A 19,729-nucleotide genomic window follows, 5' to 3' on the forward strand; every position below is an offset into this window, starting at 1 on the left:
TTTTTACAAAATCACCCAGGCAGCAAGCACGGAATACAGCTGAATTTTGCTGCCTGGGGCTATAGCAGTAAGATAAGGTGGCTGATAAATGGAATGTGTACTGTAAACCTAGTATCGGAAAAGCTGCTCAGCGGTGGGCGTATTGATTTTGCCGAAGCTTTGGCGCTTTATCGGGAAAACGATTTGCTGGCGTTGGCGGGGCTGGCCCGGGCTATTAAGGAGCAGAAGTCCGGACGTGATGTGTATTTTAATGTGAACCGGCATATAAATCTTACCAATATATGTGCATCCCGCTGTCCTTTATGCGCTTTTGCCTGTGATGCCGACAGCGAGCGAGCTTACGTTCTGGAAAAGCCGGATGTTGTTCGTATGGTCAGGGAAGCGGCGGAACGATCGCCTGAGCTTACTGAAATTCATATGGTAAGCGCGCTGCATCCGGATAAGCCTTTTCGCTATTATTTGGATATTGTTGCTGCCGTGAAGCAGACATTGCCCGCTGTACATTTGAAAGCATTTACGCCGGTAGAAATTGTCCATTTTGCCAAAAGCTCCGGATTGTCGGTTCAAGCGGTTCTGGAGCAGCTTAAGGCGGCGGGGCTGGACTCTCTGCCGGGCGGCGGGGCTGAGATACTGGATGACAGCGTGCGAAAGATAATTTGTCCCAATAAAGCCAGTACCGCCGAGTGGATTGGGGTTATTACAACAGCGCACCGGCTGGGTATTCCCACGAATGCGACTATGCTTTACGGACATATTGAAAGTATTGAGCAGCGTATTCAGCATTTAATCACCCTGAGAAACATACAGGATCAAACGAAGGGATTTCAGGCCTTTGTGGCATTTCCCTTTCACCCTGCCAATACAGGATTTTCCCAGCTTTCCCGGGTATCCTCCTGGGAAGATCTGAAGATGATTGCTCTGTCGCGGCTGATTCTTGACAACTTTGATCACGTTAAGGCTTTTTGGATGATGCTGACTCTGCCTGTGGCGCAACTATCACTGTCTTTCGGTGTGGATGATTTGGACGGTACGGTAGTGGAAGAAAAAATTATTCATGCTGCCGGGGCAAAAACAAAAACAGGGATTACTAAGGCGGAGATCATTAGTCTTGTTCGTGAAACAGGGTATGTTCCTGTTGAACGGGATACTTTTTACAATCCGTTGAAAATCCTGAGCGAGGAGCTGTAAACATGAAACAACCCCGTTTAGGACATATTAATTTTATTAACTGTTTACCGTTAAACTACGGATTGGTTTATGGCGGTTTTGATGAGGGAATGAACGTACATTCAGCTGTTCCCTCCAGCCTAAACCGTTTAGTGCTTGAGGGAGAACTGGATGCCAGCCCGGTATCGTCAATTGTCTATGCCCGGAATAGTGACCGGCTTGTTTTGCTGCCGGATGTTTCGATCAGCGCCAACGGGGCGCTGGAAAGTATCATGCTGGTATCGAAGCATCCGATTAACGAATTGAAACAGTCCCGAATTGCCTTAACGGCCAAATCGGCGACTTCCCACTGTTTGTTGAAGATTATCCTGCATCACTCCTATCAAGCCCAGCCGGAATATTATATTACCTCCTTGTCAATTGACGGCGGGGTATTGGAGGAAGCTGACGCCGTATTATTTATCGGTGATGATGCGTTATATGCGTATCATAATCAGCAGCCGGAGCTCTTTTATTATGATTTGGGTGCGGAATGGAAAAAACTTACTGGGATGCGAATGGTTTATGCCGTATGGGTCGTAAATCGCCAGTTTGCTGATAGGCAGCCGGAAGCGGTACAAATGATTTATGAGCGGGTTACAAGCGGTTTTAATTTCGGACTGTCACATTTGGCGGATGCCGTTGACTCAATGAATGGCAAAGTACCGTTTAGCAGTAACCAGCTCAGTCATTATATCGGTTTATTAAATTACCAATTTTCGCCGGAGCATGAACAGGCGCTGGTGAAATTTTATACTTTGGCCAATGAGCTCGGTTTGATTCAATCCGTACCGACCATAAATTTTGCGGAGGTACAAGCATGAGTACGGTGCTTAGTTCGCAGGAAGCTCTGAACTTATTGGCTGAGGCGGATATTCTCGAGCTGGGGATGGCAGCCGACCAGATGAGGAAAAAACTTCATCCGGGGAATATTGTTACTTTTGTGATTGATCGCAACATTAATTACACTAACATATGTACCAATGAATGTAAGTTCTGCGCCTTCTTTCGCCGGGCGGATCATCCGGAGGCCTATGTTCTGCCTGAATCGGTTATACTGGAGAAAATAGAAGAAGCGATCCATGCAGGCGGCACTCAGGTTATGCTGCAGGGAGGTTTGCATCCTGACTTGGGGCTGGATTATTATTTGAATTTGCTGCAGAAAATAAAAAAACGGTTTACGATCACGATTCATTCTTTTTCACCGGCCGAGGTAATGCATATGGCGCGTCAGGCCGGTCTGACGCTAGGCGAAACACTGCGGCGTTTAAAAGCAGCCGGTTTGGATTCTCTGCCGGGCGGCGGCGCTGAGATATTGGTTGATGCCGTACGGCAAAGAGTCAGTCCCCGCAAAATCAGTGCCGGGGATTGGCTGGCTGTTATGGAGGCGGCGCATGCAATTGGCTTGGAAAGTACGGCGACTATGGTCATCGGCATGGGGGAAACATATGCTGACCGGGTTGAACACCTGGAAAAGATTCGCCGGCTGCAAGAAAGAACCGGCGGATTTCGTGCTTTTATTATGTGGTCATACCAACCGGGAAACACTGTTCTCGGCGGAACGAAAACATCTACCTGGGATTATCTGAGAACGCTGGCGGTAGCGCGGCTATATTTGCATAATTTTAGTCATATCCAGGGTTCCTGGGTGACTCAGGGACAAAACATTGGTCAACTGACATTGGCTTTTGGTGCTGATGATTTAGGCAGTATTATGCTGGAGGAAAATGTTGTCCGGGCTGCCGGAACTTCTTATCAGATGTCGATTGAAAAAATGCTGGGATTGATTCGGGCCGCCGGTAAAATTCCTGCCCAGCGGGATACAGAATATAATATTATAAAAACATTCGAGTGAGGTTCGGAAAATGAATTTATTGCAGACAGATTTTGCAGTAATTGCCGGGTCCGGTACACTGTCCAGCGATTTTCCTTTAGGCGCCGGTGATACGGGAGTGAAAATACTGGCGGATGACCTGGAATTTGAAACTCCCTATGGGTTAAGTCCGGCTTTTCGTCTGTTTAGTGTCGATGACCGGCAGGTACTGACCTGCCGCATGCATGGCTGGCGGACGGGGGTGAGCCGTGCCGATGCTTCCCGGCAGGTATTCTGGGTTCTGAGGGAAGCCGGCGTGAAGCGGATCATTGGTGAAGGCGGCGTAGGATCGGTGAATCAGCTGCTGGACCCCCGGGATTTTGTAATTCCTGACGATTATCTTGATTTATCGCTGCGTAAGGATGTTGGCTTAGAAGGAAAATATTTGTTAGTTATGCGGGATGCGCTATGTCCGGAAATCCGGGAAGTTTTATTGAAAATGACCCGCCAGCATTATTCAGGCCGGATTTTTCAACGGGGCGTATATGCGGTTACCGATGGGCGCCATTTTGAAAGTCCGGCGGAAATTGGTATGCTCCGGGGGCATGCCGATATTGTCGGGCAGAGCATTTGTCCGGAGGTGTATCTGGCAAGGGAAATCGGCGCTTGCTTTGCCGGGCTGTATTTTGTGGTCAATTATGGCGAAGGTGTGGTGAAAAATTGGTCGCATCAGCAGCTGCAGGATATTTTTTATGATGATGCACCCATGATCAGCCGTATTATTTTGGATTCTATCCGGCAGCTTGCTGCAACGGGAAAATGCGAGTGCCGGAGTTTGCGGAAAGAAACGCTGCTTAAGGGTATTTACAACAAGTAGTAAAGTATGGTATATTATCGTCTAATATTGTTTCTCTCATTTTACCAAGGAGGGGTATAGTGTAGTGATAGCACAGCAAAAAGAAATGGTGTTGGTAATGGATTTCGGCGGGCAGTACAGCCAGCTGATTGCCAGGCGTATTCGCGAATGCGGCGTATATTGCGAGATTTTGCCGTTTAACACCTCAATTGAAAAAATAACTTCACTTCAGCCAAAAGGTATTGTATTTTCCGGCGGTCCGTCTAGTGTCTACAGTGAAAATGCGCCAAAATGTGATGAAAAAATATTTGAACTTTCAATTCCGGTGCTGGGAATTTGTTATGGGATGCAGCTTATTGCCAAGCTGCTGGGCGGACAGGTGGTTCATGCTGATTCCCGTGAATATGGGAACACTCATTTATATGTGGATGCGGCAGCCGGAGTATTTCATGAAATCACTGAGGAAACCCAGGTTTGGATGAGTCATGGTGATTATATTGAACAGCCGCCGCAAAAATTTTCAATAACGGCTCATACTAAAAGCAGTCCGGTAGCAGCTATGGCCGACAGCAGCCGCCGAATTTTCGGCGTGCAGTTTCATCCGGAAGTAGTACATACACCGGAAGGCATGAAAATGCTGCGAAATTTTCTTTTCGATATTTGCGGCTGCAAAGGCGATTGGGATATGGGGTCTTTTGTTGATCACGCTATTGAAAAAATTCGTGCTCAGGTTGGCAACAGAAAGGTTCTGTGTGCCTTAAGCGGCGGAGTTGATTCGTCGGTAGCTGCCGTGCTGGTGCATCGCGCGGTTGGCGACCAGCTTACCTGTGTATTTGTAAACCACGGCTTTTTGCGGCAAGGGGAACCGGAACAGGTAGTAAAGACCTTCCGGGACGGCTTTCACATGAATTTAGTCTATGCCAATGCGGCAGATCGGTTTTTGAGTCGCATGAGGGGTGTAACCGAGCCGGAGAAAAAGCGAAAAATTATTGGTGAAGAATTTATTCGTGTATTTGAAGCGGAAGCCGCTAAGCTTGGTGAAATGGATTTTCTGGTACAAGGCACATTATATCCTGACGTGATTGAAAGTGGCACGGCAACGGCAGCGGTGATTAAAAGCCATCACAATGTTGGCGGCTTGCCGGAAGATATGAAATTTCAATTAGTAGAGCCATTGCGCGATTTGTTTAAGGATGAAGTAAGAGTCTTGGCCAGAGAACTGAATCTGCCGGAAGATATCGTCTGGCGTCAGCCTTTTCCGGGACCGGGCTTGGCAATTCGTATTATTGGTGAAATCACCGAAGAACGGTTAGAAATTCTGCGGGAAGCAGATGCTATTGTTTATCAGGAAATTAAGAATGCCGGCCTTTACCGGAAAGTATGGCAGTCCTTTGCCGTTTTGCCGGCAATGAAGAGTGTTGGTGTTATGGGAGATGAACGAACTTACGCTTATTCGGTAGGCCTTCGCATTGTTTCCAGTGAAGATGGTATGACTGCCGATTGGGTGCGGTTGCCCTACGAGGTGCTTGATGTGATCTCCCGTCGTATTGTGAACGAGGTGAAGGGTGTGAACCGTGTTGTCTATGATATTACATCCAAACCGCCGTCGACAATTGAATGGGAATAAGTATAGCCATATAAGTAATCCGTAGAGCCATGAGTCCGGCCCTTCTGCAAATTCGCAGGAGGGCTGCTGTGTGCGGATATTTTTTGTCAAGATTTCTTCACCCAAAATATCGCCATATAAGAGGAGGCAATATATGTTAGTCCATCAGTTGATCTGCCAGGGAAAAGGGGAAGAGCCGGCACTTTTTGATAAACAGCAAACAGTTACTTATGGCCAATTGCAGCAGCAAGTGGAACGTTACCGGAGCTATTTTTATCAGCAGGGAATTCGGCCGGGTGAAAATGTAGGCATTGTTTCTAAAAATTCCGTTGAATTTGTTTATAGTTATTTAGCCATTGTCAGTTTGGGTGCAGTGGTTGTTCCGCTTAACTTTCAGCTTGTTTCCCGGGAAATATCGTATATCGTACAAGACGCCAGGATGAGGCATATTGTAACCATGCAGCCTTTAAAATTAGATTCTGCGCGGTTTGGTTATACCCAGAAAGTACATCAATTGATTATTTCAAAATTTTCTGCCGAAATAGATAAAATATGCTTTTCACCTGCACCTGTTGCCAGGGAGTTTGCCGGGGATACTGTTGCTGTGATCATTTATACTTCGGGTACTACCGGATATCCCAAAGGAGCTATGCTGACTCATGATAATCTGATTAGCGATGCCAGAGCCTTTTCTGAAGCCGTTCTGATAAAGGCGGAAGATAATGTTTTGTGCATATTGCCAATGTTCCACTGTTTTGCCTGGACTTGCGCAGTATTGACCCCTTTGCTGAAAGGTGCGGCGATTACGATTGCCGATAATTTTTCGATTCGGGAGAACATCAGCTTGATTCGCAACAGCGGTCTGACGGTGGTATTTGGTATTCCCGCTTTGTATAAGTTATTCGCGACCTGGGGCACTCCGGAGGATTTTGCGAAGGTGAGGCTGTTTATTTCCGGCGGCTCTTCTTTGCCTCAGGAGATTTTACGGCAGTTTCAGGCTAAGACGGGAAAAGCGATAGTGGAAGGATACGGCCTTTCAGAGGCATCTCCTGTGGTAACGGTAAATCCGGTGGATAAAACAAAAACCGGTTCGGTAGGCAAAGCTTTGCCGGGAATCCGGGTTTGTATTATTGATGTGGATAACGCTCAGGTCCTGCCCGAAGGCGAGATCGGTGAATTGCTGGTGCAGGGGCCGGTGGTGATGAAAGGATATTACAATTTACCGGCAGAATCGGCGCAGACGGTCCGGCAGGGCTGGCTGCACACCGGGGATCTGGCTTACCGGGATGAAGCAGGCTATATTTTTATTGTGGATCGCCTTAAAGATATGATTATTGCCGGCGGTGAAAACATTTATCCCCGGGAAATTGAAGAGTTGATATATACCTATCCTGGTGTGCTGGAAGCTGCAGTTATTGGGGTTCCCGATAAACTGCGCGGCGACTATGCCCGGGCTTGCGTAGTGCCGGAAGAAGGACAAACCCTTGATACAAAGAAGCTGCGGAACTACTTGAAGGAAAATCTCGCTGCTTACAAAATTCCCAAAGAAATTGTGATCTGCAATTCTTTACCTAAGAATGCAACCGGAAAGATACTAAAAAGAGTTTTGCGGGAGCAGGCTTAGGCTTGCGGACAATAAGATCGGATTGAAAACACGGCCACAGTTTCTTTGGAAACTGTGGCCGTTAGTACTTATTGCAGAAGATAGCGGTGTTCCTTCAATAGGCTGAGAGATGATTCTAAGTCCTCCGCTGCTACTAAGATCACGGGACCGGTGCAGCCCATTCCGGTTTCAGCGTAAAGAGTATGCTGCCATAGCAGGTTTTGAGCAGCCTCCAGTTCCAATACGTCAATGCCGGTAATTTGCTGACTTACCACTTTTTTCGGGAGAGGGGACGCTTGCTTGCTAGGTACAGCTGACCTTATCTGCGGCGCAAGCAAATTAGCCAAGTCGGCTGTGTTGGCAGCAGCAAATTCCCGCTTGACCATTGTCAATAGCTTGCCCCGGGCAACTGCAGCCGCGTAGCAGATGGCTCCGGTGATTACCGGCGCTCCGGATGACCGGGAAATAATATTGATGATCTTGTCAAAGTCTTCGCCTATCCCAGGACCATAGCCGTAGCCGAGGCATTCGTAATTGCCGCCGGTGGTAAAAGCGGAAAACATTTTTATCAGCAAATTGCCGGTCAGACTGTCAGTTACCATGATATCCGGGGTTCCGGCCAGGAGATCATTGCCACGCATAATAATGCCGCCGTCGGCTCGCAGGCTTTCTGCCAATTCGATGATATAACCGTTGCTTTTCAGCTCCCGCAGGATTCGTTCCACCTGCCGGGAGCCGTCAACGTTTAAGATGCCTACTGTCGGGCTGCCGATACCGTAGGCTTTGGCAGCGGCAATGCCCAATAAGGCATTTTTCACCATGCCGGTAACCCGGTCGGTAGAGGAAGTGCCGGTAGTATTGGCGATAAACATTTTTTTACCGCAGCCGGGGGTGATGGCGAGCCCGACGGTGGAAGTGCCGATAGGGAAGTTGTAATGCATAGTCACGGCGGCGGAAAGTTGACCCGATTCCAGTAATTCCTCCATTTTCGACTGGCCTGCTTCGACGGTGGAAACGATAATCTTGGTTAATTTTGTTTGGACATCAGGCGGGCCGATGACTATGACTTCAGCATCAGCTAGTTGCTGCTGTGCCGCTTCGGCTCCTTGTAATACTTCCTGTACGCCGTGTTCGCTGCCCAGCAGGGTGATTCCGACTTTGAGCCCGGAGCGTTTGCTGCAGGTTTCTAAGCTGGCTTGTTCATCTGCTATTCCGCTGTTTCTTTCAATAATCAGCGACAGCCCGTCAAAAAGATTGGTCATTCTACCCAGGAACAAACTGCCCTTGCCAATTAACATTGTACTGTCGACTTGGCCGGACAGCATTTTGTCCCGAATATAGCCTAGGACCGGAACGCCGGAGGGAATGTGCCCTTGGGTGGGGGCGAAACCGGGCAATCCATGTTTTTCAACGAATCGCATCAGTTCGGGACGCTGGATTTCACCGGCCATTACCGCCAGAGCGCCGATCATTTTATAGTTGGCTTCCGGTACGTTGCCGGCGCCGGCCGGTTCGGTCAGTTCGGGATTTTGCATTTCTACCGAGTAGTAATTGATATCGGTAATTTTCCGCTTGAGGCGGCCTAGCGGCTCGCTGACTAAAGCCTTCATTACCTGCTGGGGGGAAGCGCCGGAACCGATGTTGTGTTTGCCGATGACATCCAGGCGGATGACTGGGTTTATACCATCGTTTTTTGAAATCAAAAGGGCAAAGGTGCCAAGAACGTCTTCTAATGCCGGCATGCCTTTTGCCACATGATCTTTACCGTTCATTCCCAATTTGGCAGCCGATCCACCGCCTACTACTGCAACATTTTGGAACACCCCGACTTTAACCAGGGAAGCGGCTTGCAGCAGGGCGTGGGTGGGGCCGGCGCAGAATCCCCGGACATCACAGCCGCTGGCGCTGGTAAGCCCGGCCATTTCCCCCAGGGCTTTGGCAAAATTACCGCCGCCGCGCTGATTCATATCGCCGCAGGCTTCTTCGGAGCATTCGATGATATAATCGATTTCGGCGGGGTTGATACCGCTGTTGTGCAAAAGATGCAGCAGTACTAAGATGCCGGAAGCCTTGACAACCAGATTTTCCAGCATAACGTGGGCGGATAAGTTGTTGTCGATTTCATGGGCTTGCCGAACGCACCCCACAAGCCGTTCACCAAGATACAAACCTTCTGCGGTATGAGCTGCTACCAGTTTTTCGATATCCGCCAGGGGTTTGCCGGCGGCAATTCGGGCTGCATTCTTTTCGTCGATTAATTTATGAGCTGCTAATTTTGTTTTTACATTGTCTAAAAAAGTTTCTTCTAAAACAACCAAATCAAAAGAATCGGCGATTTTCAGCATGCCGTAAAATTCTTCTTCCGGCATAATTTCACCAAAAGGCCCCCAACGGCAGTGATGGTCGCTTTGACGATTGTACCAGGGGCGGGAAATTGCCCGTAATTGATCCAAAGCTATGTTGCCGATATAGGCCTGGTTCGGCAGGTAGCGTAAGCAGTCTTCGTATGTGCGCAAGTGCTGTTTGAGGTTTTTCAGGTAGTCGGAATCAGGGTTTTTCAGTCGCTCGGCAGCTTGGGTAGCACCGGCGTGATACAAAATATCAGGAGCGTGGATCAGTGAGTAACTAACGCCGCGAATAACAGGCATGTTCATACCTCCCTCTGTAGAGTTTTTGCTTTTTAGAAAACAAGATTGCCCCGTTGCCGCTGTGAAATTTTATATCACAGCGGCGAATGTTACGAAGCAATCTGATCTGTTATGGGGTATTCTTATTCAAAAACCGTCTGTTCGTCAATTTCGGTTGACAGGGCTTTTAATGCTTTTGCTACTAAGTTATGTCTTATGACTTTTTCACCTTCCGCAGTGAGAGCCGGATTGCCCAGGGGATGAGGAATGGCGACGGTAGGCACAATGCGGTTGGCGCCAACTGTTTTGCTGATTGGCACAATGGTGCACATATGAACTACCGGCAGACCGGCTCGCTCAATTTCTTTTACAATCGCTGCGCCGCAGCGAGTACAGGTCCCTCAGGTTGATGTCAGGATGACGGCATCCACACCATCATTCCTGAGCTCGGCTGCGATGGCCTTGCCAAAACGGGAAGCATTAGCTACCGATGTGCCATTACCTACTGTGGCATAATAGAAATCATGAAGCTTGCCGATTATGCCTTGCTGTTCCATCTCTCGCAATACATCAATCGGCAGCACCCGATCGGCATCCTGGTTGGCATATACCGGGTCATAGCCGCCATGAGCCGTCTGGAATGTTTCCGGGGTTAGGTCGGAAACGCCGGCAATCGAATATTTGCCGAATTTTGAGGCGGAGGATGACTCGATGCGGTCAGGATTTCCTTTAGGAACGATGCCGCCGGAAGTAACTAAGGCAATGGTTGCTTTGGTTATATCTTTAATCGCAGGATTTGGCGAAACACGATCAAAAGCCGGCATGGGCAGTTCAGTGACAAATTCCCCTCCGGTTAGTTTGTTTACCAGCATGTCGACCGCCCGTTTGGCGCCGGTATCACTGGCGAAGAAGTTTTTCCGAATGCCGCGGGCAATATAGCCTTCTTTTTCCGGAGTACCAATTGATTGTTTGTCGGCAAGCTTTAAGGCGAGGGCTGCCATTTTTGGAACGGCTTTACGCATGCCAATGGCGGAGTTGGCTGTTTCGATAATATAAATCGACTTTTTATACAGATCAGCTCCGGGATTTTCCGGATACATTCCGCTGACAGCCGGCAGGCCCAATTGTTGCTGCACCGCATCGGCAACAGCGCCGCAGGCGGTGCCATAACGACCGGCATTAAATGCCGGCCCGGTAATGACCAGATCAGGCTGATATTCTTTAATGAAGCTTAGTACTTGACACAAAGCTGCATCTATATTTTCAGCGAAGAAACTATCCCCGCAAATCACCGTGCCGACGACTTCAGCCTGCCCATTGAAGGCTGCGTTGAGCGCCAGTCCGGGACCAACCGGGCCGTCTTTCTTCATTGGGGCGACAGTTGCTTTTTCTTCGCCGCCTATCTGACCGAAGAATTGGTTCAGATAGTGAACGACTTTCAGTTTGGCCACAGTATTACCCCCTTTTTGGCAGAATTAAAATTTGCTACCTTCTTGACGCATTTTGGAAACTTCGGCGGCAAGACCATCTACGTCCACCACCATTTCCATCATCGCTGCCTGTTCTTCGTACACGGCAGGAGCAATTTCCGCTTTGATTTCAGGTTCAAGAATATGATAAACACTGAGTCCCAACGGGACTCCGGCCAGAGCACCTGCATAAGTAGGATCGCCCAGCGTAACCGTTTCGGCGGTAATGGATGCACTGTCGGGTTCAGCAGTCCCCAGCAGTACAACGATATTTTCTCCGCCGATTTCCTCGGTTAACTCTTTAACGCGAGCTTGGTTTTGCAGGTCCATCGAGCCGGCGGCAGTTCAGACAAAACATTCGGTAGTGGCAAAGATAATTTCTGCGCCGGCGCTGATAGCACATTCAACAATTGCGGGACCGGGAACACCGTCACGGTCGCCGATAATGATAATTTTTTTACCAGCTAAAATTGCCATGACTTTTCCTCCTTGATTTGATTTAATTGGACTTACTTGTGGTTAGAATCCGTTAACACCCAATTTAGTAAAGCCAACTTCACTGGTTGCTCCGGTTAGAGCTTGGATTTCCACTTCAATACTTCCGTCACTTCGCAATGATCCGGAAAATCCACCGGCGATAGTATCGGCTACTTCTTGATGGCCGATAACGGTAGCTAGTTTAGGCAAAACAATCGTTTCATTGGCGTTGCCGCCGGTTACGACCGCGGTCGCTTCCGGAGTGGTGTCGGCCAGTGACTGGGAACTACCGTCCCGACCGGCGTATTCATCGGTAATCAGAACGGTCTTGATCCCTTTTTGTTCTAATTTCCGGCAGTTCATAACCAGATCGGCGTCCGGGTTGCCGAACCCTTCCTCAGTGATGATAGCGGCATCAATACCGATCATTTCGGCAAGCTTCGCCGTATAGTTGGAAGAACGTTCTTTGTCGGCCAAGGTGACATTTTCGTTGGTGATGATAGTGGCAATAAAGTTGTAATCCTGGCCATGACGGCGGAATAGCTCGCGGATTACCGGATTGTTCTGGTGAACATAGGTGGGATTTTTATCGCAGGCTGATACGCAGTTGCCGCTGACAATGGCTCCGTCCATAACTTCGGTAGGAGAGATGAAAGTGGGAAGTATCCGTTTGGCATCTACTCCGTAGACATAGGTGTCATGGAGCAAGCCCTGAGTTTGCAGCATATATACATAGGCTACTTTCGGCAGGCCGGGATACTTCCGCAGTGCTTCGGCAATGCTGGGGACATCATAAACTTCTTCTTCGTCGGCAGAAATATTCCGTCCGGCTTCGCCTAAGTAGGCGGCTGCTTTAAAGCCGGCGATTCGCAGAATGCTTTCGTGTTCGTGCTGGGATAAACCAGGTACGGGCTCCGCCTTTATGACAACATTATAGGTCTGTGAAAATGGGGTATACTCGGCGCCAGGACCGGTCATGTCGATGATTCCTTCCTGGAATCCGACGATTTTACCGGTGGTCACTACGGCTGCACCTTTTAGTACATGGGTACGGCCGCTGCCGACCATATCCACTTTTCCGAGAAATCCAGGGAACACATTGCCGGGACCTTCCACTTTTACCCTGGGCTCAATGACGTCTTTCACCGGAATAATGCGGGTACTATCGCCGGGTTTGGCCAGGAAGATATCAACATTGGTAATTCGGCTGTCTTCTTTGATAAGTGATGCCAACTCTTCCTGGTTGACCATGAGGATTCCGTTGTCCACTTTTGTGACTGGGGCAAATTCCACGTCTTTGATGTTAATTTTACCAAGCACAAGACGCATGTTATCCCTCCTTTACAATTGGGGTTCGCCAAGAAGCAGTTGAATTTTTTCTTCAATTTCTTCTTGACCAAAGGACCCTTGCAGTTCGCTGACAAGCTTGCCGTTTTTGTAGAATTGGAAGGTTGGCAGACTCATGACTCTGAGTTGAATTACCAAACGACGATTTTCTGCCGTATTCACCTTGCAGAATTTGACCTTGCCATCATAAGTTTCCGCCAACTCTTCCACTGTGGGCATAAGTCCCATGCAGGGTACGCAGCGGGGACCCCAAAAATCGACGAGTACCGGTTGCTTGCTTTGTTTTACTTCTTCGTCAAAGTTTTCCTTGGTAATAGCGATTAGGTTATTAGACATATTTTCACCTCCTTTTTACCTGCTTGGCAGGACATTTTCACTCCTTAAAATTGCTTTCAATATATTTTTCAGCGTGGAAGGCAGCAATTGCGCCGTCGGCTGCGGCAGTTACGATTTGCCGCAGCAGTTTAACACGAACGTCGCCTGCGGCATAGATGCCGGACACGTTTGTTCGCATATTTTCATCGGTTTTAATGTAACCGTGTTCATCGGTTTCCACCAAGGCAGCAATAAAATCAGTGTTAGGCTCCAACCCTACATAGACAAATACGCCGTCAACCGGCATCACGCTGATTTCGCCGGTCACTACATTTTTCAGTATTGCTTTTTCGACGATATCGTCCCCTTCGATTTCTTGAACGATTGTATCCCAAATGATAGTTAGTTTGGGGTTATTAAAGGCTTTATCCTGAACGATCTTAGTTGCCCGCAAGCTGTCGCGGCGATGAACCAGGGATACTTTTTCGGCAAATTTTGTGAGGTAACAGGCTTCTTCTACCGCTGAATCGCCGCCGCCGATGACCATAACGTTACAACCTTCGTAAAATGCGGCATCACAGGTTGCGCAGTAAGATACGCCCCGGGCCCGGAACTTCAGTTCTCCCGGACAACCCAGCAGCTTGGGGGCTGCGCCGGAGGCGATAATGACTGTCTTGGCAGTAAAGTCGCCTTTGTTGGTTTTGACAATTCGCTGTTGTCCGGCCAGTTCAATTCCTTGGACTTTAGCGCCCAGACATTCAGCGCCAAAGCGTTTGACTTGCTGTTCCATCTGGGATACCAATTCCGGTCCGGTTGTTCCCTGGGAAAAACCGGGATAATTTTCGATTTCATCGGTTGTAGCTGCCTGACCGCCGGTTGATAGTTTCTCGATATACATGGTTTTTAATTTGCTGCGGGAGCTGTATAGTGCCGCGGTAAGACCTGCCGGACCGGAGCCGATGATAATCACATCATATCGATCCATAATCATCCTCCTTGTACTTTAATTTGTTACAGATTCTAAGTAGCTGGTAAAAAAGGATAAGTCAATAACGGCGAAATCGCCGAGCGTTGACTGGGTTATGGGAGGACGGGGGCGGGATTTTAATAGGCTCATGGCTTTATGAAAGCTGGATTCGGCAATCCATATCGATTGGTAGTCGCTGGTGCCGTCAGCCGATTTTTCTAAAACAATGGTTTTATAGGGGGTTTGATTTGGTTTAATACTGCCGGTTAAAGGGTGGGTGATGAGCAAGTAAGATTTATGGCAGAGACTGCAAGCCTTTGCCAGGACATCTTCGGTGCAGCCGGATATCCAGCAAAGACTGTACTGCCGGTTTAAGTTTCTGGTATTAATAAGATCCCGGACAAGGGGGTTGTTGGTTACGATCATTCTGTTGCCGAACATAGCAGCCTCCCTTAATAACATAATCCGATGATATGCCGGTTAGGCTTGCTCAATAAAAATAAAAAAACAGAAGCCTAAACACAAGGTGTTTGGCCTCTGTCTGTTAACCTGAGAGATTCCCGCATGCTGCACTGAGGAATGATGCGGATTACCCCTTTGGTGCCGCGCAAGGCGGACTCTCCAGAGTTCCGTCGGGATGCGGTCCTTTTGCCTGAGAGGTTCAGTCCAAAACTTGCTCCTTCGGCGCCTGAGATTAGGTCTCTCCCGCATCGGTCATTCGGACATGGTATTAAATTCCTTTTATTTCATTATATAGTATATGCAGGCCGTAATACAATGAAATTTTTTTAAAATTATGAAAATTACTGGGACGGGCATATGTGCGTAGTTTAATTTACGTAAAAAATCCGAACATTAAATTGATTTTGTATTTAAAAGTTCATATTTTTATTGACAGGCTTTTATACCTGCTGATAAAATATATACGTAAATGAATATAGCTCGTATAATTTTGAGGATATGGCTCGACAGTTTCTACCAGATGACCGTAAATTATCTGACTACGAGTGAAAGTGTGCCTAGGGTTCCGCATACCGGCGTATCCCGTTTTATCTGCTGCGTATGGCTGCGACCAAGGGGTACAGGTGTTCCCGATAACGCTACACCGTTGGGATAAAAGCCCAGGCGGGGAAGTTTCGCTCGGAAAAATGCGATATTTCCCTGTCCGGGTTTACTTATTTTTTGGAGGTGAAGGGAGAAAATAAACGGTGAGAAAAACACGGGGACTCGAGACTATTTGAAAGGGAGACAAGCATGCTGGAAAAAATTTTTAATCTCAGTGCACGGAAAACGGATGTAAATACCGAGTTTATGGCAGGTATTACGACTTTTATGACAATGGCCTATATTTTGTTTGTAAATCCAAGCGTACTTGGCGCCGCAGGTATGGACAAGAACGCCGTATTGCTGGCAACCGCAATTGGCGCCGGATTAGTGACGATTATGATGGGGCTGTTTGTTAATTATCCGATTGCGCTGGCTCCCGGAATGGGTCTGAATGCCTTTTATGCTTTCACCGTAGTTATCGGTATGGGGGTTTCCTGGCAGGTTGCTTTGGGTGCCGTATTTATTTCCGGCATAATTTTTATCTTGCTGACTATTACGCGGATACGCCAACTGCTGGTAGAAGGGATGCCTGCATCACTCAAGTATGCAATTACGGTAGGTATTGGTTTATTTATTACTATTATCGGGCTCAAGATTTCCGGCTTGATGAGTATTCGCTTATCACTCATTCCGCCTACGTTAGAGAAAATTGTTGCCGGTCATGGTAATGGCACTCCTTTATATTTTGAAACTATTATCGAAATGGGCAAGCTGGTGGATAAAGATGTTCTGCTGGCGGTGTTTGGCCTGTTGTTTATCGGTGTTTTAATGGCGCGTAAGATTAAGGGCTCTATGCTTATTGGTATTTTAGTCACCACTGTGATCGGTATTGTAATCGGCGTGGTAAAAGTTCCTGCCGGATTTACGCCGGTGGCTGTTCCCGATTTTAGTAAAAATGCCTTTTTGGCTCTGGATATTCCCGGTGCCATCAATATGGGACTGCTAACCATTATTTTTACCTTTACTTTTGTGGAACTGTTTGATACGATGGGAACTCTTGTCGGGACGGCAACAAAAGCCGGCCTAATGGATGAAAAAACCGGAAAATTTCCCGGCATCGGCAAGGCAATGCTGGTCGATGCAACGGGTGTTAGTCTGGGTTCCCTTCTGGGTACCAGCACGATTACCTGTTTTGTGGAAAGCGCGGCCGGTGTTGGTGCCGGTGGGCGTACCGGGTTGGCAGCGGTAGTATGCGGGGTATTGTTTCTGTTATCCCTGTTTTTCACACCGTTGGTGGGACTGATTCCCGATGCGGCCACTGCACCGGCACTTATCATTGTGGGAGCGCTGATGATGGATGGCATCCGTCATATTGATTTCAGCGATTTTACCGAAGCGCTGCCGGCCTTTCTCACGATTACTTTAATGCCTTTTACATACAGTATTGCCAATGGCATTTCTGCCGGATTGGTTTTTTATCCGCTGCTTAAGTTAATTACCGGCCGCGGCCGTGAGGTTCATTGGATTGTATATGTGCTTGCATTATTAGTTCTTGCACGGTTTGTTTTTCTTGCGGAATAGTAAATATCATATCAGGATCAAGGGTGTTACGGCTTATTGAAAGAATCTTTTGCCGCAGGCTGAACGGACAGGTGACAATCATTATTTTTCAATAGAAAGGATGATATCTGCATGAAAGTAGCCATAATAATGGGGAGTGATTCCGATTGGCCGGTATTGGAGCCGGCAGTCAGGACGCTTCACGATTTTGATATTGCGACGGAGGTTCTGGTCGCTTCCGCCCATCGTACACCGGAAAAAGTGCATCAATTTGCTGCTACAGCCGGTGAACGGGGGGTACAGGTTATTATTGCGGCAGCCGGAGCGGCAGCCCATTTACCTGGTGTTGTCGCTAGTTATACGACGCTGCCGGTTATTGGGGTCCCTATTAACAGTACCTCATTGAATGGGATGGATGCACTGCTGAGTATTGTACAGATGCCTTCCGGCATTCCCGTAGCTACGATGGCGGTCAATGGTGCTAAAAATGCCGCGATTTTTGCCGCTCAGATTTTAGCGGTACAGAATGCGGCTCTGGCGGAAAAATTGCTGGCCCATCGTCAAACCATGGCGGCAGAAGTCGAACGTAAAGCAGCGAAAGTTGCTGAAAAGCTGTAAGATGTATTAACCAGTTTATAAAATTTGCAATATAAATAGAAATAGTGGAGGGTTTTGCAATGGGGAAAACGCCATTATATGAAGGCAAAGCAAAGCAGGTTTATGCAACTGACAATGACGACGAATTACTGGTTTACTTTAAGGATGACGCTACGGCGTTTAATGGTGAAAAAAAGGGTACGATTCAAAGCAAGGGAGTATTAAATAATAAAATTTCCACTTTCTTTTTCAATCTGTTAAGCAAAAATGGAATCCCGCATCATTTCATTCGCACGATCAGCGATCGGGAAATGCTTGTGAAGAAACTGGATATTGTCAAAGTAGAGGTTGTGGTTCGCAATATTGCTGCTGGCAGTCTGGCTAAACGGATGGGCTGTGAGGAAGGGAAAAAGCTGCCTAGCGCTGTTTTGGAAATGTACTATAAGAACGATGAGCTTGGCGACCCAATGATTAATCAATATCATATTAAAGCCATGGGTCTGGCTACGGCTGAACAAGTAAGTAAAATGGAGGAATACGCTCTTAAAATTAATGAAGTTTTGACAAGCTATTTAAATACTAAAAAAATCGAGCTGGTTGATTTTAAATTGGAATTTGGTATTCATAAAGGAGAATTGCTTCTGGGGGATGAGATTTCTCCCGATACTTGCCGCTTCTGGGATAGTGAAACCGGTGAAAAACTGGATAAGGACCGTTTCCGTCGGGATCTCGGCAATGTGGAGGAAGCCTATAAAGAAGTATTGCAGCGTTTAACGGGAGAAACTTTATGAGTATTGACTTGGCGGAAAGTGACAAACTCCATGAGGAGTGCGGCGTTTTCGGCATTTATTCCCGGGATGATGATGTGGCACTGAATACATATTGGGGACTCTACGCCCTGCAGCATCGTGGTCAGGAAAGCGCCGGTATCGCAGTAACCGATGGAGCCTGGATGGATATTCACCGGGGAATGGGACTGGTAAACGAGGTATTTCGCCATCAGCTGCCGCATATGGAAAATCAGTATATTGCTATCGGACATGTACGTTATTCGACTACCGGTTCCAGTTTATTGGCCAATACGCAGCCGCTTATGGTTACTTTCTCCGGCGGTCACATTAGTATGGCTCATAATGGCAATCTTACAAATGCCCGGGAATTGCGGCAAAAATTAGAGGAGCAGGGCAGCGTTTTTCAGACTTCCATTGACAGCGAGGTAATTGTGAATCTGATTGCCCGTTCCCGTAAAGCAACTGTCGAAGAACGGATTCAGGAAAGTTTGTCAAAAATCCAGGGGGCTTACTGCCTGGCGATTATGACAGAAGCAAAATTGATTGGGGTGCGGGATCCACACGGATTTCGTCCTTTATGCATTGGTAAATTAAACGACGGCTGGGTCATTGCTTCGGAGTCCTGCGCCTTAGATACCGTCGGGGCTGATTTTGTCCGGGATGTCGAGCCGGGTGAAATGGTGGTTATTGATGAAAACGGACTTCATTCCAGCTATTTTGGCGAGAGTGACCGTCGGTCACTGTGCATTTTTGAATATATTTACTTTGCCCGTCCCGATAGTGTCATTGACGGACAAAGCGTGTATCAGGCCCGGTTTGATATGGGAAGAGCTTTAGCCAGGGAGAGCGGGTTTAAAGCGGATTTAGTCATATCGGTTCCTGACTCGGGGACTACTGCAGCTCTCGGGTTCAGTTATGAGTCGGGAATTCCCTTTGCCGAAGGGCTAATAAAAAATCGTTATATCGGGCGTACTTTTATTCAGCCGGAACAGAAGAAGCGGGATTTAAGTGTCCGGATCAAGTTAAACGCTGTTCGTTCGGTAGTGGAGGGGAAATCCGTTGTTATGGTGGATGACTCCATTGTCCGGGGAACGACCAGCGGTAAAATTGTCCGTTTACTGAAAGAGGCCGGTGCGAAGGCGATTCATATGTGTGTAAGTTCTCCGCCAATTGGGTTTCCCTGTTACTATGGGATTGATATTTCTGTACGCAAAGAACTGATTGCTGCCACTAAGCAAGTAGAAGAAATCAGGGAATATATTGATGCGGATTCTCTGTATTATCTTTCTTTGGAAGGATTGAGGGAAGCCGTGCCGAATATACCATCGGGACAAATGTGCTACGCTTGCTTTAATTGCGATTATCCGGCCAATAGGCCCTGTGAAGGCAATTGTGCCAGCAATAAATTTATCTTTGAGCAGCGCAGGAAACGGTAGCAAAGTTACTGG

At 47.7% G+C, this 19,729-nt stretch carries 17 protein-coding genes and 2 riboswitches; of the genes, 10 read left to right on the plus strand and 7 right to left on the minus strand.

The window, feature by feature from the left end:
* Window positions 1-93 precede the first annotated feature (93 nt).
* The 6 genes from mqnE to ABFC84_02610 all read left to right on the plus strand — a co-directional run bounded on the left by mqnE (window position 94) and on the right by ABFC84_02610 (window position 7,105).
* Window positions 94-1,188, plus strand: coding sequence for an aminofutalosine synthase MqnE (gene mqnE / locus ABFC84_02585; GenBank protein ID MEN6411634.1), 1,095 nt, complete (start codon window positions 94-96; stop codon window positions 1,186-1,188).
* Window positions 1,189-1,190: 2 nt separating this feature from the next.
* Entirely contained in the window at window positions 1,191-2,030 is an 840-nt protein-coding gene (locus ABFC84_02590) for a menaquinone biosynthesis protein (protein ID MEN6411635.1), read from the plus strand.
* Complete coding sequence (gene mqnC, locus ABFC84_02595) at window positions 2,027-3,061, plus strand: cyclic dehypoxanthinyl futalosine synthase (GenBank protein ID MEN6411636.1); 1,035 nt, start codon at window positions 2,027-2,029, stop codon at window positions 3,059-3,061. The genes ABFC84_02590 and mqnC overlap by 4 nt, the downstream gene beginning before the upstream one ends.
* 10 nt (window positions 3,062-3,071) lie before the next feature.
* Complete coding sequence (locus ABFC84_02600) at window positions 3,072-3,896, plus strand: MTAP family purine nucleoside phosphorylase (GenBank protein ID MEN6411637.1); 825 nt, start codon at window positions 3,072-3,074, stop codon at window positions 3,894-3,896.
* A gap of 85 nt (window positions 3,897-3,981) precedes the next feature.
* Window positions 3,982-5,502 carry a glutamine-hydrolyzing GMP synthase gene (gene guaA, locus ABFC84_02605; GenBank protein ID MEN6411638.1) on the plus strand — a complete coding sequence of 507 codons (1,521 nt, stop codon included), beginning with the start codon at window positions 3,982-3,984 and terminating at the stop codon, window positions 5,500-5,502.
* Between the two features lie 133 nt (window positions 5,503-5,635).
* Entirely contained in the window at window positions 5,636-7,105 is a 1,470-nt protein-coding gene (locus ABFC84_02610) for a long-chain-fatty-acid--CoA ligase (GenBank protein ID MEN6411639.1), read from the plus strand.
* A gap of 68 nt (window positions 7,106-7,173) precedes the next feature.
* Here ABFC84_02610 and grdC read toward each other — a convergent pair whose 3' ends face one another.
* The 7 genes from grdC to ABFC84_02645 all read right to left on the minus strand — a co-directional run bounded on the left by grdC (window position 7,174) and on the right by ABFC84_02645 (window position 14,727).
* A complete protein-coding gene (grdC, locus tag ABFC84_02615; GenBank protein MEN6411640.1) occupies window positions 7,174-9,732 on the minus strand; it encodes a glycine/sarcosine/betaine reductase complex component C subunit beta in 2,559 nt (852 codons plus the stop codon).
* Between the two features lie 122 nt (window positions 9,733-9,854).
* Window positions 9,855-11,162: a glycine reductase complex selenoprotein B gene (grdB, locus tag ABFC84_02620; protein MEN6411641.1), complete on the minus strand. Its 1,308-nt coding sequence runs from the start codon at window positions 11,160-11,162 to the stop codon at window positions 9,855-9,857.
* Window positions 11,163-11,186: 24 nt separating this feature from the next.
* The gene (gene grdA / locus ABFC84_02625; protein MEN6411642.1) at window positions 11,187-11,657 is read right to left on the minus strand and encodes a glycine/sarcosine/betaine reductase complex selenoprotein A; all 471 of its coding nucleotides are present in this window, start codon (window positions 11,655-11,657) and stop codon (window positions 11,187-11,189) included.
* A 42-nt stretch (window positions 11,658-11,699) separates the two neighbouring features.
* Window positions 11,700-12,986 (minus strand): glycine/sarcosine/betaine reductase component B subunit, encoded by a 1,287-nt coding sequence (locus ABFC84_02630; protein ID MEN6411643.1) that lies wholly within the window; start codon window positions 12,984-12,986, stop codon window positions 11,700-11,702.
* Between the two features lie 12 nt (window positions 12,987-12,998).
* Window positions 12,999-13,340: a thioredoxin family protein gene (locus ABFC84_02635; protein ID MEN6411644.1), complete on the minus strand. Its 342-nt coding sequence runs from the start codon at window positions 13,338-13,340 to the stop codon at window positions 12,999-13,001.
* 37 nt (window positions 13,341-13,377) lie between these two features.
* Complete coding sequence (gene trxB, locus ABFC84_02640; protein MEN6411645.1) at window positions 13,378-14,304, minus strand: thioredoxin-disulfide reductase; 927 nt, start codon at window positions 14,302-14,304, stop codon at window positions 13,378-13,380.
* 18 nt (window positions 14,305-14,322) lie between these two features.
* Window positions 14,323-14,727 carry a GrdX family protein gene (locus ABFC84_02645; protein ID MEN6411646.1) on the minus strand — a complete coding sequence of 135 codons (405 nt, stop codon included), beginning with the start codon at window positions 14,725-14,727 and terminating at the stop codon, window positions 14,323-14,325.
* A 189-nt stretch (window positions 14,728-14,916) separates the two neighbouring features.
* Window positions 14,917-15,004, minus strand: a riboswitch (glycine riboswitch).
* Window positions 15,005-15,208: 204 nt separating this feature from the next.
* Window positions 15,209-15,310, plus strand: a riboswitch (purine riboswitch).
* 230 nt (window positions 15,311-15,540) lie between these two features.
* On the opposite strand from ABFC84_02645, the gene ABFC84_02650 reads away from it, so the two are divergent.
* The 4 genes from ABFC84_02650 to purF all read left to right on the plus strand — a co-directional run bounded on the left by ABFC84_02650 (window position 15,541) and on the right by purF (window position 19,717).
* The gene (locus tag ABFC84_02650; protein MEN6411647.1) at window positions 15,541-16,914 is read left to right on the plus strand and encodes an NCS2 family permease; all 1,374 of its coding nucleotides are present in this window, start codon (window positions 15,541-15,543) and stop codon (window positions 16,912-16,914) included.
* 111 nt (window positions 16,915-17,025) lie between these two features.
* The gene (purE, locus tag ABFC84_02655; GenBank protein ID MEN6411648.1) at window positions 17,026-17,511 is read left to right on the plus strand and encodes a 5-(carboxyamino)imidazole ribonucleotide mutase; all 486 of its coding nucleotides are present in this window, start codon (window positions 17,026-17,028) and stop codon (window positions 17,509-17,511) included.
* Window positions 17,512-17,570: 59 nt separating this feature from the next.
* On the plus strand, window positions 17,571-18,281 hold the full coding sequence (gene purC, locus ABFC84_02660) for a phosphoribosylaminoimidazolesuccinocarboxamide synthase (GenBank protein ID MEN6411649.1): 711 nt from the start codon (window positions 17,571-17,573) through the stop codon (window positions 18,279-18,281).
* The gene (gene purF, locus ABFC84_02665; protein ID MEN6411650.1) at window positions 18,278-19,717 is read left to right on the plus strand and encodes an amidophosphoribosyltransferase; all 1,440 of its coding nucleotides are present in this window, start codon (window positions 18,278-18,280) and stop codon (window positions 19,715-19,717) included. Before purC ends, purF begins: the two co-directional genes overlap by 4 nt.
* Window positions 19,718-19,729: the final 12 nt, after the last annotated feature.

The organism is Veillonellales bacterium (assembly GCA_039680175.1).
Taxonomy (GTDB): Bacteria; Bacillota; Negativicutes; order JAAYSF01; family JAAYSF01; genus JBDKTO01.

Coding starts and splice junctions, on each gene's coding strand:
- mqnE (MEN6411634.1), top strand. CDS start 94: ATGTGTACTGTAAACCTAGTATCGGAAAAGCTGCTCAGCGGTGGGCGT.
- ABFC84_02590 (MEN6411635.1), top strand. CDS start 1,191: ATGAAACAACCCCGTTTAGGACATATTAATTTTATTAACTGTTTACCG.
- mqnC (MEN6411636.1), top strand. CDS start 2,027: ATGAGTACGGTGCTTAGTTCGCAGGAAGCTCTGAACTTATTGGCTGAG.
- ABFC84_02600 (MEN6411637.1), top strand. CDS start 3,072: ATGAATTTATTGCAGACAGATTTTGCAGTAATTGCCGGGTCCGGTACA.
- guaA (MEN6411638.1), top strand. CDS start 3,982: ATGGTGTTGGTAATGGATTTCGGCGGGCAGTACAGCCAGCTGATTGCC.
- ABFC84_02610 (MEN6411639.1), top strand. CDS start 5,636: ATGTTAGTCCATCAGTTGATCTGCCAGGGAAAAGGGGAAGAGCCGGCA.
- grdC (MEN6411640.1), bottom strand. CDS start 9,732: ATGCCTGTTATTCGCGGCGTTAGTTACTCACTGATCCACGCTCCTGAT.
- ABFC84_02630 (MEN6411643.1), bottom strand. CDS start 12,986: ATGCGTCTTGTGCTTGGTAAAATTAACATCAAAGACGTGGAATTTGCC.
- ABFC84_02635 (MEN6411644.1), bottom strand. CDS start 13,340: ATGTCTAATAACCTAATCGCTATTACCAAGGAAAACTTTGACGAAGAA.
- trxB (MEN6411645.1), bottom strand. CDS start 14,304: ATGGATCGATATGATGTGATTATCATCGGCTCCGGTCCGGCAGGTCTT.
- ABFC84_02645 (MEN6411646.1), bottom strand. CDS start 14,727: ATGTTCGGCAACAGAATGATCGTAACCAACAACCCCCTTGTCCGGGAT.
- ABFC84_02650 (MEN6411647.1), top strand. CDS start 15,541: ATGCTGGAAAAAATTTTTAATCTCAGTGCACGGAAAACGGATGTAAAT.
- purE (MEN6411648.1), top strand. CDS start 17,026: ATGAAAGTAGCCATAATAATGGGGAGTGATTCCGATTGGCCGGTATTG.
- purC (MEN6411649.1), top strand. CDS start 17,571: ATGGGGAAAACGCCATTATATGAAGGCAAAGCAAAGCAGGTTTATGCA.
- purF (MEN6411650.1), top strand. CDS start 18,278: ATGAGTATTGACTTGGCGGAAAGTGACAAACTCCATGAGGAGTGCGGC.